The organism is Syntrophus aciditrophicus SB, from assembly GCF_000013405.1.
Taxonomy (GTDB): Bacteria; Desulfobacterota; Syntrophia; order Syntrophales; family Syntrophaceae; genus Syntrophus; species Syntrophus aciditrophicus.
Genome location: NC_007759.1, coordinates 1,411,944 through 1,429,157 on the forward strand (window position 1 = coordinate 1,411,944; position 17,214 = coordinate 1,429,157).

The 17,214-nt window shown below is 47.8% G+C and carries 12 protein-coding genes; 9 read left to right on the plus strand and 3 right to left on the minus strand.

Annotation, left to right across the window (positions count from 1 at the left end; all coding sequences use genetic code 11):
• Window positions 1-8 precede the first annotated feature (8 nt).
• Window positions 9-3,617, plus strand: coding sequence for a hypothetical protein (locus SYN_RS06590; RefSeq protein WP_148202515.1), 3,609 nt, complete (start codon window positions 9-11; stop codon window positions 3,615-3,617).
• A 35-nt stretch (window positions 3,618-3,652) separates the two neighbouring features.
• On the opposite strand, the gene SYN_RS06595 is transcribed toward SYN_RS06590, so the two are convergent.
• Window positions 3,653-3,949, minus strand: a complete 297-nt coding sequence (locus tag SYN_RS06595; RefSeq protein ID WP_049749930.1) for an IscA/HesB family protein — start codon at window positions 3,947-3,949, stop codon at window positions 3,653-3,655.
• A 58-nt stretch (window positions 3,950-4,007) separates the two neighbouring features.
• Window positions 4,008-4,748: a pyridoxine 5'-phosphate synthase gene (locus SYN_RS06600; protein ID WP_083756460.1), complete on the minus strand. Its 741-nt coding sequence runs from the start codon at window positions 4,746-4,748 to the stop codon at window positions 4,008-4,010.
• Window positions 4,749-5,246: 498 nt separating this feature from the next.
• On the opposite strand from SYN_RS06600, the gene SYN_RS06605 reads away from it, so the two are divergent.
• The 7 genes from SYN_RS06605 to SYN_RS06640 all read left to right on the plus strand — a co-directional run bounded on the left by SYN_RS06605 (window position 5,247) and on the right by SYN_RS06640 (window position 15,318).
• Complete coding sequence (locus SYN_RS06605) at window positions 5,247-7,235, plus strand: aldehyde ferredoxin oxidoreductase N-terminal domain-containing protein (RefSeq protein ID WP_011417297.1); 1,989 nt, start codon at window positions 5,247-5,249, stop codon at window positions 7,233-7,235.
• Complete coding sequence (locus SYN_RS06610) at window positions 7,228-7,785, plus strand: hypothetical protein (RefSeq protein WP_011417298.1); 558 nt, start codon at window positions 7,228-7,230, stop codon at window positions 7,783-7,785. The genes SYN_RS06605 and SYN_RS06610 overlap by 8 nt, the downstream gene beginning before the upstream one ends.
• 24 nt (window positions 7,786-7,809) lie before the next feature.
• Window positions 7,810-8,967, plus strand: coding sequence for a (Fe-S)-binding protein (locus tag SYN_RS06615; RefSeq protein WP_011416388.1), 1,158 nt, complete (start codon window positions 7,810-7,812; stop codon window positions 8,965-8,967).
• A gap of 31 nt (window positions 8,968-8,998) precedes the next feature.
• Complete coding sequence (locus tag SYN_RS06625) at window positions 8,999-12,070, plus strand: FAD-dependent oxidoreductase (RefSeq protein ID WP_148202516.1); 3,072 nt, start codon at window positions 8,999-9,001, stop codon at window positions 12,068-12,070.
• 42 nt (window positions 12,071-12,112) lie between these two features.
• Window positions 12,113-12,952, plus strand: coding sequence for a hydrogenase iron-sulfur subunit (locus SYN_RS06630; protein WP_148202458.1), 840 nt, complete (start codon window positions 12,113-12,115; stop codon window positions 12,950-12,952).
• A 306-nt stretch (window positions 12,953-13,258) separates the two neighbouring features.
• A complete protein-coding gene (locus SYN_RS06635; RefSeq protein WP_011417300.1) occupies window positions 13,259-13,753 on the plus strand; it encodes an HIT family protein in 495 nt (164 codons plus the stop codon).
• A 314-nt stretch (window positions 13,754-14,067) separates the two neighbouring features.
• Window positions 14,068-15,318, plus strand: coding sequence for an IS256 family transposase (locus tag SYN_RS06640; RefSeq protein ID WP_049749931.1), 1,251 nt, complete (start codon window positions 14,068-14,070; stop codon window positions 15,316-15,318).
• Between the two features lie 117 nt (window positions 15,319-15,435).
• Here the strand turns inward: SYN_RS06640 and SYN_RS16060 are convergent, their stop codons facing one another.
• A complete protein-coding gene (locus SYN_RS16060; protein ID WP_148202517.1) occupies window positions 15,436-15,672 on the minus strand; it encodes a hypothetical protein in 237 nt (78 codons plus the stop codon).
• 72 nt (window positions 15,673-15,744) lie between these two features.
• On the opposite strand from SYN_RS16060, the gene SYN_RS06645 reads away from it, so the two are divergent.
• Window positions 15,745-17,172: a radical SAM protein gene (locus SYN_RS06645; protein ID WP_148202518.1), complete on the plus strand. Its 1,428-nt coding sequence runs from the start codon at window positions 15,745-15,747 to the stop codon at window positions 17,170-17,172.
• The last annotated feature ends 42 nt before the right edge of the window (window positions 17,173-17,214 follow it).

Consider the following 17,214-nt stretch of genomic DNA (forward strand, 5'->3'; position numbering starts at 1 on the left):
GTCTTATATTGTCCAATATCAGCCGATCCTGTTTGATAAAAGTAACCAATGATGCCTTGATTATTGCCAATGATGGCCAGCCGTTTTCTCGGCGCGGCATTATTTCTATCTGCGCCTCGCATCTGGGTACTAAATATGACGATTCATCAAAACAGTTGGATGTCGTGGAGATAGATGGCGATCTGTTCAATTTCATTGATAAAGTACAGGATGTCGATCTGATAGAGGCTATCCAGGACCGCCAGATACAGACATATAAAATCAACCCTGATCTTATTCCCGAGCATGAGCGAGGGGAAAGAGAAATCGGGCTGGATTATTCCGGACGTTTCATCTGGGAATTACTTCAGAACGCCGATGATGCAATGGCGCCTTTGGATATGCCAACGTCTCAGCTAATTGGCGCCAAAGGGCTTGGCTTTAAATCCGTCATGGAAGTCACGACTGAGCCGGAAATACATTCCGGGCCATTTCATCTTCATTTTTCTTTGGATAAAACTCTGGTTTTACTTAAAAAGCATGGCTTTTCCGGAATTAAACAACCACCGGTTTTCCGTATTCCATTTAAAAAAGAACCCGATGAAGGCATCAAAGAGCTATTGGAATGTTATGCGACAGTTTTACGTCTGCCATTCGCAAATCATAAGAGAGAACAGGTATGTCAATCACTGCGGGAGCTTGATGCACACGTGCTTTTGTTCTGCCAGCATATAGAGGAACTGCGGATCATTCTTGATGAAAATTTAAAACGGATATGGACAGCAAAGCGGGAAACCGATCGTCCTTTAACGGACTGCCGCATACGGATCATGTTTGAGAATGAGCCGGAAGCTGATTTCAGCTCGACCGAATACCAGCGCTGGGCAAAAACATGGAATGTTAAAGGTCAAAGCAAGCTTCACAGTGTATCTATTTGTCTTCCCCTCGATGAAAATCGCAAACCCATTCCAATGAAATATCAGCAGCCATTACATGTATTTTTTCCAACAGAAGAAGAACTGCCGTTCCGGAGCATTATTCATTCATCCTTTGATTTGTCACAGAACAGAAAATTGATTAGAAAAAGCGACTCGGACGCTTTGATCCTGAAAGAGCTTTCCCTGATTCTAAAACGAATGATCAGCGAAGGAGTGCCTGTGTCAACAATATTGAAGGCTTTCGCGCCGGCCAGTTGCCATTTGCCGGATAAAGAAAGCTGGGCGGAACGAATTTGGCTGGCGTTTAAAGATATCCTCATGTCTGAAAACTTTTTGCCCGTTATTGGAGGACATGCTGCCAGCCCGTTGAAAAGCCATACATGGGAATTCAATATAGGAAATATTCTTTCTCCGACAGCCGACGAAGTGAAAATGGCAAACCTCGTGATACCCGAAATTCAAGATGATGCACACTGCCTTGATGCTCTTAAAAATTTAGGGACAACGCCTTTGCCATTACTGGTTTATCAGAAGTTGATCCTAAATTGTCTCAATAACACACCGGACGAATGTGAAAAAATAGTTCAGAGCCTTTATCGGATCATTGTGACCAGCGGTAAACAATTATGGGGTGAACGGCTTGAAGCATGCCTGGATCATTACCGTAAGGCAGAATGCTGGTGGAATCATGAGGGCAGGGCCAGACCCCTGGAGGGGAATCTGACACTATATAAAGAACCTCCCAGACAAATGATTCCGGAATGGCTTCCCATAGACTACCTGAATGATGATTTTTATAGTTCTTTAGAATCGATATTGCAGAATCCGAACTCGCAAAATGAAACATGGAATGATTTTCTTAAAGATTACCTGCATGAGAGCGGTCATGGTGACGTTCTTTATTACTCCCTTGTCCCTGAACTTGAAAACCACACGGATCAGACATGGTGGGAAAATCATGGTCCGGATGTTCTTGAATTTTATAGAAAGCTGGATTTAGAGGTTGAGGAAACTGACACTTTGATTTGGGAAGATGAAAACAGGATTCGTCTCGGTTATGCCTTGCGCCTCCCAACCGACAAGGGATGGATGCCTGCCATTTGTTGTTATGCAGGGCTCGCATGGGGGGGGCCGGAAGAATTTGATGCATTTTTCCAGAACACTTCTGATCGTGGGGTTTTAAGTCCCCCGGATTCATGGCCTTTACAGATAGAAGAAAGTGAGTTCGAATTATTCAGTAGAGACTTACAATATGCCGGCGTATCCTGGCAAATGAAATTGATCCGGTGGCGGGAAAAAGAAAAAAGGTGGCCGATTAGAAGAAATCCTGCGAGTGGTCATTGGATCTCTGAATCCCCCTTTGGCAAGGCTGTCAATAAGGTGCAGTGGGATGAGTATTGGATCTCTTTAGAACCGCCTCCGTACGATGATAGAACTGAATTTGACTGGAATACAACGGTCCATGAGCAATGGGCCATTGAATATTTCCCGGATGCTTTGCCGAAAAAGGCGATAGACCGGCTGAAAGTATTAAAATCGATTTCGATACCCATCTCCGATTCATGTCTCGAATATAAATACTCCATGCAGGGAGGGCATTTCCACAATGGTCATATAGTGCAAAAACAGGGGCGCCTGCAGTCCTTTGCATCTTGGCAGCTGCATAATTATCCCTGGATGCCATGCCGATCAAACCTTTTTTATAAGGGTACAGCGGTGCCACCTGGGGAAGCATATATCCCTGAGAGGGAATTCACGGGATTCCTTCCGGAGATCGATATCAGCTTACCTCATGGACAGGAGGGCAGGGATTTACAGACTTACATGACACGAGTCTTGCGGGTGAAGGAAAAGTTACCGCCTTCGTCAGGTAAGGAATGGAAATATTGGGCAGAAACTTTACCTGAAAAAGCCCAAACTGAACCAGATATGGAAAAAATTAAAACGGCAGCGCGAGGAATTTATAAGTCCCTTTTCAAACTTAACGAGAAACCTGCAGGACTGTCTGCAGGGATGAAAATACCATGCATATGGCGTGGTCGAGACAATCAACTTCGCTGTGAGCAGGAAACGCTTGGGTTTCAACTGTCAGGTGACATGTATTGGTTGGATAAGCCTTACTTTGCTGAGCCAATAACAAGAAAGTCTGTGCTCGAACACTACAGAATTTTCCTGCTTGAATTGGATGAGGGTCGAAAGGCTGAAGAGTGGCTGGGGATTGAGCCCTTATCATCTATTATAACTATTGAGCCTTTATGTGGGCATAAAGACGACAGGATGACAGAGATCGTCCGCTCAAGATATAAGGAACGTTATAAGATATTAGGGGCGATTGATGAAAACATCGAACTGCCGGAACCTGATGAACTGAATTTATCAGTTGTAGAGTATATAAGACTGCCAGTCCTTGCTGAAGGAATCGTTATTGCTTCGCCGAGCGTATACTCCTGGAGAGAAGACGAAACAATAATGATCGATTCGAGGGATCCATGGCGGGGTCTGGGGCTTGCTCTCGACACTCCCAATGATAGAAGACGGTCTGATACATTTGAAAACTTGTTAAAAGCAGAAGAATGGTCAGAGGTGCTGGAACGAACTCGGGAGCGCGGCATCTCTGACGCTGTTTTAAGAGATATTATAGTGACTTCTACAGACCTTCAAGTTGATGAAGCGGCCACAGGGGATAAAGGTTCGTTTTAAATTCTTCCGGACTTGCACCCTGAGTTAGATGCCCTTTACCTGTAACAGCCAAGCACGGGGAGACGGGAGGTGATTTGAAAACCCGATCGTTTCGCAGATTCGATGAAATCAATTCTGATCGGTTTGGCTTTTTCCAGGAGTTCCTTATCAATGATGAAGGGAATACCCTGTTCCGTTACAATCAAATCATCTCCCTTTGGCTCATCCAGAATCATGGCGAGATAAGGTGTGTTGCGCTGCGACTGCAAAAGAATTCTGATTTTGCCACCCTCCTGATTGTCTTCCAAAAATTGTTTTATTTTTTCAACAGCCTTTTCTGTGGCTTCTATCATGACTTTATCCTCTTAGATTATGTTCACCTGCGCAGTCGCACCTTATCCTGAGATAGGGCTATTCCAATACTTCCAGCATTTCATCAACTGCCTTGAACAGGCCGACAGTTTCAGCCCTTTCAAATATTGAACGTCCGATTATGACATCGCCCAGTAACTTTGCATTTAAGACTGGCAAAACATTCTGGTAATTCAGACCATGTCCGGCATTGAATTGTATTCCAATTTCTGCCGCACGGTTGGCGGCTCCATATATCCGAGCGATTTCTCGATCAATTACGGCTTTGTCAACGGCGTTACAATATGTCCCGGCATGGATCTCTACGAAATCAGCATCGCAGTCTTTCGAAAGTTCAACTGTTTCCGCGTCGGGGTCAACCAGGAGAGAAACCAGTATGTCTTGATCATGAAAGAATTTAACTGTGTCTTTGACTTTTTGTCTGTATCGTCTGACGTCAAATCCGCCGCCTTCTTTGCTTTCATGCTTCTTTTCTGGGACAATTGTAACCTGAGTCGGTTTAATTTCTTTTGCTATACCGATGATTTCATCGGAGAGCGGTATCTCAATGTTGAATTTTCCGCGGACCACGCCTTTTAAAGCTAAGACATCCTTATCCTGTATATGACGCCTGTCTTTCCGAAGATGGACTGTAATGCCGTCACTGCCGGCATTTTCGCAGATGACCGCACCTTCAACGAGGTCAGGATTATTGCCCCGTGCTTCACCCAACATTGCCAGATAATCGATCTTTACACTTAAAAAATTACGCTTGAAATAAAATACTCCTCCCATTGGCATGGATAGAGCTGCTCCTTTCTCCAATGGCTAAATTGTTACATGATCTGGAATCATTGATCAGATCCGAGTTCCGTTTTTTAATTCCTAATACTGGAACTCTTTCCTTACGTTGAACGTTCATTCTTTAGTGTCAGGCAATGTTTCATAATGACAGAATATTGTCAATGATTAAGTCATGAAAGACACAATATTTGAGATACTGAATGCATGAATTCCTCTTTCTTTTAAAAGACAATTCCAATTTGTCCATGGCGATTTTTTTGTAATCGTTATTATGTCATATATGGCCTAAAAAAATCGCATAAGTTCTTATATCGAAAGAGACATATGACAATATTGTCATATTAATAATTAACCATTAATTGATATTACTATATATGTTAATATCAATATAAATAATTGAAAATATACATGATTTAAAAATTATTTACTTGACAAAAAATCTGACAGTGCTATGACACAGATACATTGTAACCATTTTTTAAAAGGGGTAAAATTATGAGGTACGCAGAGACTGGATATGATTTAGAAATTGATTTATCGACGGGCAACATAGAGCGGGTTGAAAGAGATCCGAGTTTGACCGAAACCCTTCTGGGAGGACTGGGCATATGCGTCAAGACCATGTGGGACCGGGTACCACCTGAAACCAAGGCGTTTGATCCGGAGAATCTACTGATATTCAGTGCCCCTCTTTTGGTTGGTACGCCGGCGATGAGCTGTAACCGTACTGCCGTGGTCACCCTTTCTCCTCAGACAAACCTGTTGGCCTATCCGATGATGGGAGGATTCTGGGCGGCGGAACTGAAGTATGCCGGATACGACAGGGTCATCTTTCGCGGCAAGTCTCCCAGGCTTGTTTACATCTGGATCCACAACGACAAGGTGGAAATCCGCGATGCCGAGCATTTGAGAGGTAAAGGCGCCGTTGAGGTTCGGGAGCTTATCAGAGAGGAATTGAAAGAGCCGAACGCCGCTGTCTGCGCCATCGGTGCAGCCGGTGAGCACCGGAACTTCCTGGCTTCCATTGAACAGGGTCGGTCGAGCTCCAGCCGTCTCGGAGGAGGCGCCGTAATGGGAGACAAGAACATCAAGGCGATTGCCGTCCGGGGAACCAAGGACATTAACCTCGCCGATGGGGCAAAATTCTGGGCGCACATGAAGGATGTCATCGATTATATCAATTACCGGAACGCCAATCCCATTCCGGACGTCATGACAATTCTGTCAGGAATCGGGTCGCCGCAGGAGATGGTCCACACGGATGAAAAATGGCACACGGAAAACTTCATGTGGGGAAATGCCCGCACCCGGAGAAGGGGGTTCTGGGACGAAAAAATCTCCGTGGAATGGCCGAAAACGCAATTGAGCGCAATCAAACGGCTGATCAGTTGCTTCAACTGTCCACAACATTGCGGAGCCCTGATTTCCTTCCGGGATGTTCCCCGATTCAAGCAGAAGTGCTTCACGAAGATGACTTATTGCATGGGGGCCTATGTAGACGATCTGGCCTTCAACTTCAGTATCTCACAGAAGGCAACGGAGTACGGCCTGGACGGGTTTGGAACCCCTCAATGTCTGGCAATGGCTGTCGAGCTTAGAGAAGCGGGCATTCTGACTGAAGAGGACTTTGCCGGGACGGATGAATATCCACCCTGTCCGCCCGCTGAAGATAAAGAAGGAACGTTTTACTGGCTCCTTGACCGGTTCGCACTTCGGCAGGGAATCGGAGACATAATGGCCGACGGCACTTACTGGATGGGTAAAAGGATCGGCAAAGGCGCCGAGGTATACGCCCATAATACCATCAAGAAACATGAGCAGCTTCCTCTGAAGCTGGGAACGATTGATCCCATTTACTACCTCATGTATACAACCAACGAGAAAATCAGTATTACCCAGATTGAAGGGAACTGGCCCCAGGGTGCTTTCCCCACGATGGAGCAGAGGGAAAGATTCATCAAAGATTGGCCCCAGCTTCCTGACGATCATTTCAAGCAATATCTCCTTGACTGGGAACCGCGCGGTGAAAACTCGATACCCTATTACCCGAAACCTCATATGTGCTCTGAAATCGTGGACTGGATGGAGATGCTCCACAACATCGACGACGCTACGGGATTCTGCTGCGGTATGTCGTCATTCTGCCTGAAGCCTCCGTACCATATACACAACATTCCGAAACTGGTGTCAGCGGCAACGGGGATGGATCTCGATGAGGCAGGGATAAAGAAAATCGTCAACCGCAGCCGTAATCTGCACAGGGCTTTTAATTTGATGAGAGGTATGACCCGAGCGGATGAAGTGCCGCCTGAAGATCACTGGAAGCGGAGAGACCACGAGTACGAAGAAAAACTCCTCGATACCTATTACCTTTACAAGGGGTGGAATCTGGACGGTGTTCCGACCCGGGAGAGACTCGAGGAGCTGGATTTGGGTTATGTGGCAGACGAATTAGAAAAGAGAGGTATATTGAAAAATGGCTAAAGTTATGAAGACAGTCAAGTCAATCAAGGTTGATGCAGATAAGTGCAGCGGATGCCGGGCATGCGAGATAGCCTGCTCCGCCTTCCATGCAACCCCGAAGTACAGCAGCATTAATCCGGCCAGAGCACGCATCCAGATTATTCGCTACCCCCTGAGGGACATCTGGATGCCTGTCTTCGCGGGAGAGTATACACCGGCCGAATGCATGGGCAGACCCTCTTACGTGATTGACGGCAAAGAATATCCGGAATGTGACTTCTGTAGGGCTTCCTGTCCGGCAAGGAACCGATTCAAGGAACCCGATTCCCTTCTTCCGCTGAAGTGTGACATGTGTGAAAGCGACCCGCCGGAGAAAGAGCCGCTGTGTGTGCAGTGGTGCTTAGAGGACGTCCTGACTTACGAAGAGAGAGAAGAGGAAGTCGAAGAAGGTATTGAGATAGAGGACGTGGAGGCTGGATTGTTGGCCATGGTGGACAAATATGGACTGCAGAAGATTCTGGACACTGCCACCCGAATTTCACAGAATGTTGTAACCTTTGAATCGAAATAAAAAAAGGAAAAAGGAAGGAAACCGGTGGAGACTATAGCCCCCTTCAAGGAAATTATAGAGGAAGTTAAAGCGCACGGTGGAGACGCCTTCAAACGCTGTTTCCAATGCGGCTTGTGCGATGCCGTCTGTCCCTGGAACAAGGTGCGGCAGTTCAGCATGCGCAAGATCGTCCGTGAGGCCACGTTCGGCCTGACGGACATTGAGAGTGAAGAGATGTGGCGTTGCACCACCTGCGGAAGATGTCCCCAGCAGTGTCCGCGGGACGTAAAACAGATCGAATCCGGGGTTGCCCTGCGCAGGATTGCCACGGAGTACGGCGTATTTCCCCATTCCGTACAGCCGATCAAGAGCATCAGAGGCAGCCTTGTCGGTTCAGGGAACCCGCTGAACGAGGAGCGGGGCAAGCGAGCGGACTGGGCCAGGGGCCTGGATGTGAAGCCTTTTGCCGAGGGGATGGAGATTCTGTATTTTCCCGACTGCTATGCCTGCTATGACCCGCGGATGAAGAAGGTCGCGGTTGCCACAGCCAGGATTCTGCAGGCGGCCGGGGTGGATTTCGGCATCCTGGGCGACAAGGAAGTCTGCTGTGGCGAGAGCATCCGCAAGGCAGGCGATGAGGAGGTGTTCCAGCGCCTGGCGAAGGAGAACATCAAGGCCTTTATCGATGCGGGTGTGAAGAAGATTCTTGTTTCGTCCCCCCATTGCTACCATACCTTCAAGAACGAGTATCCCGAATTCAGGGTGAACTTCGAGATCGTTCACATCACCCAGTACCTGGCCGAGCTCATTGGCGAGGGACGGCTCAAGCTTGATCCGGACAAGGTGTATGAGAAGAAGGTCACCTGGCATGATCCCTGTTACCTGGGGCGGCACAACGGCATCTACGACGAGCCCCGCAATGTTCTGCAGGCCGTACCCGGTCTGGAGTTTACGGAGCTGCCGGAACACCATGTCGCCAGTCTGTGCTGCGGCGGCGGCGGCGGTCGGATCTGGATGGAGACGATCAAGGGAGAGCGGTTCTGCGATCTGCGGATCGATCAGGCGGTCGATGTCGGGGCGGAGGTGCTGGTCACCGCCTGTCCGTACTGCATCACCAACTTCGAGGACAGCCGGGTCACCATGGGTCTGGATGACAGGATCGAGGTTAAAGAGATCACGGAAGTGATTTCGGAATTGATTTAGGAAATCATCACATCCGATGAGGTTGATATAAATGGAAAAAGCAAACAGTAATTTTGGAGATGTAATGGTCGTCGGCGGCGGGATCAGCGGCATTCAAGCCTCTTTAGATCTGGCCACCGCCGGTTTCAAGGTTTACCTGGTGGAGAAGTCGCCCAGCATTGGCGGGCACATGGCCCAGCTGGACAAGACCTTCCCCACCAATGACTGCTCCATGTGAATTCTCGCACCTAAACTGGTCGAGGTCGGCCGGCATCCGAATATCGAGGTCCTGACTTACACGGAAGTGGATCGTGTAGCCGGGGAGGTGGGAGATTTCAAGGTCACACTGACGAAAAAACCCAGATACATCATCGAGGACAAGTGCTCGGGCTGTACTACCTGCGTGGAGTACTGTCCGGTCGTCTATCCCGATGTCTACAATCAGGAGATATCAAAGAACAAGGCGGTTCATGTGTACTTCGCCCAGGCCATTCCCCTGGTGACATACATCGATGAGAGCTGCCTTTACCTGAAGGAGGACAAGTGCCGGATCTGCGAAGCCGTGTGCAAGCAGGACGCCATCGACTTCAGTCAGGTTCCCGAGCAGATGGAGGTCAATGTGGGGGCCATCATCCTGTCGGCAGGTCTTGAGCCGTTCGATCCCCGGCTGAGCAAGGAATACCATTACGGGGAGTTTGCCAACGTGGTCACCGGCATGGACTTCGAGCGGCTGCTGTGCGCCACCGGTCCCTATGGGGGCGAGATCCTGCGCGCCTCCGACCTGAAGCATCCCCATAAAATCGCGTGGCTTTCCTGTGTCGGCTCCCGACGGGTGACCGAGGGCGAGAACAGCTACTGCTCCATGGTCTGCTGCACCTACAGTCAGAAGCATGCCATCCTGACGAAGGATCACGACCCCGATGCGGAGTGCACGATCTTCCATAACGATGTGCGTTCCTATGGGAAGGATTTCGAGCGCTACGTCGACCGGACGGAGGCCCTTCCCGGGATCCGGTTCATTCGCAGCTATGTGTCCATCGTTCGAGAGGACCCAGTCACGAAGAATGTTTTCGTCCGGTATTCCACGCCTGATGAAGGGGTCAAGGAAGAAGAATTCGACATGGTGGTTCTGTCGGTCGGTCTGGCTCCTCCGCTGGAGGTGAAGGCGATGGCGGAGAAGTTCGGCATCGAGTTGAACGAACATAATTTCTGCAAGGTCGATCCCCGCAATTCGTTGCAGACCAGCCGGCCCGGGATTTTTGTCAGTGGAGGCTTCCAGGGGCCGCTGGATATTCCCGAGTCGGTTTTCGGCGCCAGCGGGGCCGGCTCCCAGTGCGGCGAGCTTCTGGACTACCGGCGGGGGAACCTGTCCAGGGAAAGGGTTTATCCCGAGGAAAAGGATGTTTCCGGGGAAGAGCCGAAGATCGCCGTCTTCGTCTGCCATTGCGGCGCGAACATCGGCCGGATCGTCAACGTCCCCGAGGTCGTGGAGTACGCCCTGACGCTGCCCAACGTGGTCTACGCGCAGGAGCAGCTCTTCTCCTGCGCGACGAACTCCGCCCAGGAGATCACCGACATGACCCGGGAGAAGGGGATCAACCGCGTGATCGTCGCCGCCTGCTCGCCGCGAACCCTGGAGAACCTGTTCCGGGATACCGTTCGCGAGGCGGGGATCAACCAGTATTATTATGAAATGCCCAACATCCGGGAGCACAACTCCTGGGTTCACGCGAAGGAAAAAGAAGAAGCGACCCAGAAGGCCAAGGATCTCCTCCGGATGTCCGTGGCTCGTGCTCGTCGTCTGCAGGCCCTGCAGGAATTTGACCTGCCGGTGAACAACAATGCGCTCATCGTCGGCGGCGGTGTTGCCGGCATGGTTTGCGCCCTTTCCATCGCCGAACAGGGTCATGAGGTCTACCTCCTGGAGAAGGAGAAGGAGTTGGGCGGAAACGCCAGAAGGATTCACACCACGCTGGAAGGGATGGATGTCCAGGCCTACCTGAAAGACCTGATCCAGAAGGTCTACGGGAATCAGCTGATTCATGTCTACACCGGGGCCACCATCACGGAGGCGACGGGTTATATCGGCAATTTCGTCACCAGGGTGACTTCGGAAAGAGGTCCCGCGGAGATCAAACACGGGGCCGCCGTCATCGCCATCGGCGCCGAGGAATACAAGCCCACGGAATACCTTTACGGGCAGGACGAGCGGGTGATGACCCAGTTGGAGCTGGAAGAAAAGATTGCCCGGGGCGACGAAGCGGTCATCAATGGCGAGAGCCTGGTGATGATCCAGTGTGTGGGCTGCCGGAACGAAGACCGGAACTACTGTTCCCGGATCTGCTGCAGTCATGCGGTCAAGAATGCCCTGAAGCTCAAGGAGAAGAATCCCGCGAAGGATATCTACATCCTCTTCCGGGATATGAGGACTTACGGGTTTGCCGAGGATTATTACCGGCAGGCTTCGGAGAATGATGTCAAGTTTATCCGCTATGAGCCGGAGACCGCCCCCGAGGTGGAAGCCGTTGTGGAGGAAGGGAAGCCGGTGCTGCGGGTGAGTGTTCTCGATCCGATTCTGGGTCAGGGTCTTGCCCTGGATGCGGATCACCTTGTTCTGTCGGCCGCGGTGCTTCCCTCGGAAGCGACCAGGGAAGTGGCGAATCAGTTCAAGGTGACATTGAGCCTGGACGGCTTCTTCAAGGAAGCCCATGTGAAGCTGCGTCCGGTGGAATTTGCGACGGACGGTGTTTTCCTCTGTGGGCTGGCTCAATATCCCAAGCACATCAATGAGACGATCAACCAGGCGTATGGTGCGGCGGGCCGGGTCATCACCCTTCTGTCCCGCGACACGGTCACCGCCTCGGGTTCCGTCTGCGAGGTGGATGAGAAGAGGTGCATGGGCTGCGGGGCTTGCGCGTCGGTCTGTACTTACGGGGCCATCGAAATGCGCGAGACCAAGCAGGGCCGGAAAGCGACCATGAATCCCGTTCTCTGCAAGGGGGATGGTCTGTGCAACGCCATGTGTCCGACCGGAGCGATTTCCCTGAGGCACTATACCGAGGATGAACTCCTGGCCCAGATAGACGCGATCGTACCGGAGCAGGTGTCGGTCGAAGTCGACTGAGAAGGAAGCAGGAACAAAGAAGAACTTAGGAAGGAGAGAAGAATGGCTGATCTTAGATTTAAGCCCCGGATCATCGGTTTCGTGTGCCACTGGTGAGCATACGGCGCCGCTGACCTGGCTGGAGTTTCCAGACTGCAATATACATCAGAAATGAGGCTTGTCCGTGTCATGTGCACGGGACGGGTGGACTTTACCCATATATTACGATCCTTTGCCGACGGATGTGACGGGGTGTTCGTAGGTGGTTGTCATCTCGGCGAGTGCAATTACATCACGAACGGGAATTATCACGCGCAGAACATGGTGGCTCTGACAAAGAAGCTGCTGGAGCGCATCGGGCTAAACCCCGAGCGCCTGCGGATGGCTTTCATGTCCGGTGCGGAAGCGAACCTTTACACGGAACACGTGAACAGTTTTGTCAAGAAGATCAAGGAACTCGGTCCTCTTGGCGTGATGGAGGGAATCGGGAAGGAGGATCTGGACGCCCGTCTTGCCGAACTGATCAGGCAGGTCCCCTACATCAAGATCATGACGAATGAGAAGCTGGCGAAGCAGCTGACGAATCACGAGGATGTGGAGAAGCTTTTCACCACGGAGGACGTGGAGAAGTTATTCAGCGAGAAGATCTCATACTATATTGATCCGGAAAAGTGCCAGGCCTGTATGACCTGCGCGCGGAGATGCCCGATGGATGCGATCATCAGCGCCAAGAAGGAGGTTCACATCATTGAGCAGGACAAGTGTATCCGCTGCGGGGCATGCTTTGCAGCCTGTCCGCCTCAATTCAGCGCCATCGTGAAGCTGGTCGGCCAGCCTGCTCCGCCCCCTCTGCCTGAAGGCCAGCGAGCGGTCGTCAAAAAGAGCAAGGAAGCAACTGCATAAAATGCAGAAATAGTTAATTCCGGGTGACGAAGGTTTGAACCTTCGTCACCCGATAGACTGAAATGGGATTTACCCGATAAGGGGTGACAAAATTTTTTTAATGAAGAAATAACATGCAATAAATAATGATAACCTGTTACGCATAATCGAGAGAGAATAACCGAGTGTCACAGTCCATGTACGAAATTTAAGAAGTCTCAAAACGGATGTCTCAGTAACTGCATGAGAACCGTCTCGAGATGATCCTTCAGGGGAGAAAATATCTGATCCGTATAAACTATTAAGGACTGTAATATTGTATCTGGTATGAACAAAAATATCGCCGATTGTATATTTTGCAACATGATAGCAAAGAATGATTATGATATTTTTTATCGTAATGAATTGTTTGTCGCAGTGGTTGATGTTTGTCCTAAAAACGTAGGACATTTTCTAATTCTTCCTGTAAGGCATATTGAGAGCATTTATGAGTTGACTGGTGATGAAATCTTACAATTTAACAAAGTAGCTTTGGATATAATGTCAAATAATTTTCATAAAATTGATCTTATTGGAAGGTATAAGCATTTTATTGATTCGGCATCAGAATCAGATACAAAAGCTATTGAAAGATGCAGAAATTCAATTGATTTTATAAACATGGAGGTAAAACTTGAACCTTCGGGATTTTCCTGTGGTTTTAATGAGGGTTCGAATTCTGGAAAGGAATATGAGCATTTGCATATGCACGTAGTTCCGGCTTATAAGAACAGGCCGAATGAACGTGGTTGCAGAAGTTTAACCGTTGGCGTGGACTATTAGCAGAGGGAACCGTATCGAGTATTATGTATGAATGAAGCCGTTCTTGTCTAAGTGTCATGCACTGGCGCATTGGTCTGTTCATGAAATAAAAAGTTAAAGTCGCTATAGGCTTAGTATTTCTGTAAATTATTATTGAAATATTGATTTATTGATTGAATCACATATTTGATTAATTCAAATTATTTTTCCCAGGCGGAAACGTTATTTGAGATATAACCCAAAGTTGTGGACAGCATAGAAAGAAGGCGTATCCTCCAAACGTTTAAACCAAAAACGAGCCCCCTTTGGCAAGAGGGGGAGGAAAGGATACGCCCGTGGAGAATAATGACCGCGATTATTGGGAAAAGCAAGTTAAAGAAGAAGCAAAGAGCGTCCTGGAGCTGATTATCCGAGAAGGAGCCTGCCGGATGTTGCAGGCGGCGATTGAGAACGAAGTAAGCGAGTACATTGACCGCTTTAAGAATGAAAAAGACTCAAGGAACAGGCGGTTAGTTGTGAGAAACGGTTCCTTGCCTGAAAGAGAGATCGTAACAGGTATCGGCCCCTTAAAGCTAAAACAGCCCAGGATTCATGACAAAAGAGAAGATCAGCTTTTTACGAGCAATATTCTGCCGAGATATATGCGCCGGATTCCCTCGGTTGATGCCTTAATCCCGGCACTGTATCTTAAAGGGATCTCCACGGGAGATTTCAGCAAGGTGCTGGAATCCATATTGGGGAAGAATGCATCGGGGCTTTCCGCCACCAATATCGTCCGGCTGAAGAGGCTCTGGGAGCAGGATTATAAGGAGTGGGCCGGACGGGATCTTTCTCTCAAGAGATATGTGTATTTCTGGGCCGACGGCATTTACTTCAATGTTCGTTTGGAAGATGCCGAGAATAAGCGGCAATGCATCCTGATCATTATGGGGACATTGGAAAACGGGAAGAAAGAACTCGTCTCCATCCTAGATGGCTATAGAGAAAGCAAACAGGCCTGGCAGGAGATGCTGGGAGACCTCAAGCATCGCGGGCTTAAAGAAGGTCCAAAATTGGCCATTGGTGATGGTGCCTTGGGATTCTGGGCGGCCCTGCGGGAGGAATTTCCAGAAACGGTTGAGCAGCGTTGCTGGGTTCATAAGACGGCCAATATTCTGGATAAGATGCCGAAAAGTGTCCAGCCGAGAGCCAAAGGACACATCCGGGACATGTACATGGCACCGACCAAGGAGGAAGCCATAAAGGCCTACAACCACTTCATTTCTCAATACCGGGCAAAATATGAAAAGGCTTGCGACTGCTTAGAGAAGGATCAGGACCGTCTCTTTGCATTTTATGATTTTCCGGCCGAGCATTGGCGTCACATCCGCTCAACCAACCCTGTTGAATCGACCTTTGCCACGGTCAGACTTCGCACAAATCGGACAAAGGGCTGTGGGTCAAGATTGGCAACACTGACCATGGTTTTCAAGTTGGCAATGGAAGCGGAAAAAACCTGGCAGAGAATCAGGGGCCATCAACTCATCGGCAAGGTCATTGAAGGCATCCGATTTGTGGATGGCATAATCATGAAAGAGGCTGCTTAATTTTGGCTGGGACGGATACGCTGATAAAAGACATCATCCACAACATTTGACAATATCTCACGTTATTTCCGTGTGCCGCCTGAATGTTAAAACTGTTTCAGGTTAACTTTTCATCTTTCAAGGTAACTGCTGAGAAACACCTTTTAGTAAAATCCATCTGGTCATTGCAAGTGATTCATGTTTTCTCATGCTGTGGGTAACTTTTTTAAATTCAAAACCATTGCGCCGCAGAGATGTTTCATCCGGTTTTGAAACGTGGGAAATGCCCAAACATAATGTTTTCGGTTGTCTCGCGGTACTACTTGTCGATTTTCTTCCTGATTTCTTAGGTATTCCTGTTTCACTTGATTTCACATGCAATAAGCTCGGAAAAGAATTGGTATTTAATCAATATTTAGAAAATGTCATAACTACAGAAGATTGCGAATGTATTCCGACAAGCTGCAAACAGATACTGTTTTAAAGAAATCTCCATTTCTGGTTGTGAACCAGATAGATAACAATGAAGTGCGAATTTACAGTAAATTGCATGGCAATTTATCGTGTTTTAGCCCTGATATTAATGAAGTCTTGAAGTTCTTTGAATCTCCAGTTGCTGCAGATGAGGCTGTACATAAAATATCGAAGATTTATAAGTGCGATTCATTCGGTTTGATTAAAGAATTATACGACAAACGATTTTTAGTCGAAGAAAACAAAAATGGAAAAGATATATTTCAGGAGTATGTTGAAAAAGTAAGATCTAAGAATAAAATTCCGAATATTACAAAGGTTACATTTTTGACTTCTGCCAAATGTAATTTGGCATGCAAAGGCTGCTATCATCATTTTTATGATTTTAAAAGCAATGATATGAACAACGATTTTGCGAGTCAGTTTGTGGAGGGGCTGTTTACTTATTTGAAAAAGAGAGAAATTACCACGTTGCTGATATCATTTCTTGGTTATGAACCTTTATTGAATTTTAAAGCGCTCCGCGGGATTTATGAGAATGCAGACCGAATGAGTAAAAAATACAATATAGATACTTCATTTAAATTGTTTACAAATGCCTTTAAATTAAACAGGAAGATATTCAATTGGATCAGGCACAATAAATCCAAGTTGGGAATAATGGTCAGTTTAGATGGAATAGAGGAAGACAATGATAAACGAAGAGTAGACTTAACTGGTCAAGGAACATATGACAGAGTTGTTGAAAATTTAAAGAGGATTCTTGCGGCTGATATAAAATGCAGGGTGATTACCGTATTAAGTAAATTAAACATCTCTAATATTGAGAAGTTTGTAGATGAAATGGCTGCAATAGGAGTTAAGGGTATTACGGCAAATATATTCTGTGGTCATTCCGAAGAAGAGCGACAGCTTGAATTGACGGAAACAGAAAAGTTTGAAGCACTGAAAAGAATGGAGCAGGCAACTGAAAAATATGACATGGAATTTGATGGTGAATGGAAATTTGCAGTCGTGCAAATGATTACAGGGGCTTATTTTTCTTGCCCTGCGGGAATAAAACAATTGGTTTTGTCCGCAGATGGCACCATATATCCTTGTCAACGATTTGCCGGGACAAACATGAATTTCGGGAGTTATCATGAAGATTTTTGGCAAACAATACTTGATGGCCAATGTGAAGGTTATAATCGTTGGACTGCAGCGCTTTATGATCGAGTGGCGGATAGAATAAAGGGGGACGAAGCAGACCTTGCGGGCTGGAGTTGTCCTTTTGTTCCTTTTATAAGAGAGCAATTCATAAGCATGAATTTTGATAGAGTGTTAAATGAAAATCTTCTTGATTATTATCTAACACGTCCTTTGAACAGGATTCTTTCGAACTCACCAATAAATTATTGATGTGAATATATAAACAAACCGATTATGTATAAGGAGTAGGAA

Excerpts from the sequence above, each read along its gene's own strand:
- SYN_RS06645 (WP_148202518.1), top strand. The coding sequence starts at position 15,745 with ATGTATTCCGACAAGCTGCAAACAGATACTGTTTTAAAGAAATCTCCA.
- SYN_RS06595 (WP_049749930.1), bottom strand. The coding sequence starts at position 3,949 with ATGATAGAAGCCACAGAAAAGGCTGTTGAAAAAATAAAACAATTTTTG.
- SYN_RS06605 (WP_011417297.1), top strand. The coding sequence starts at position 5,247 with ATGAGGTACGCAGAGACTGGATATGATTTAGAAATTGATTTATCGACG.
- SYN_RS06600 (WP_083756460.1), bottom strand. The coding sequence starts at position 4,748 with ATGCCAATGGGAGGAGTATTTTATTTCAAGCGTAATTTTTTAAGTGTA.
- SYN_RS06635 (WP_011417300.1), top strand. The coding sequence starts at position 13,259 with ATGAACAAAAATATCGCCGATTGTATATTTTGCAACATGATAGCAAAG.
- SYN_RS06610 (WP_011417298.1), top strand. The coding sequence starts at position 7,228 with ATGGCTAAAGTTATGAAGACAGTCAAGTCAATCAAGGTTGATGCAGAT.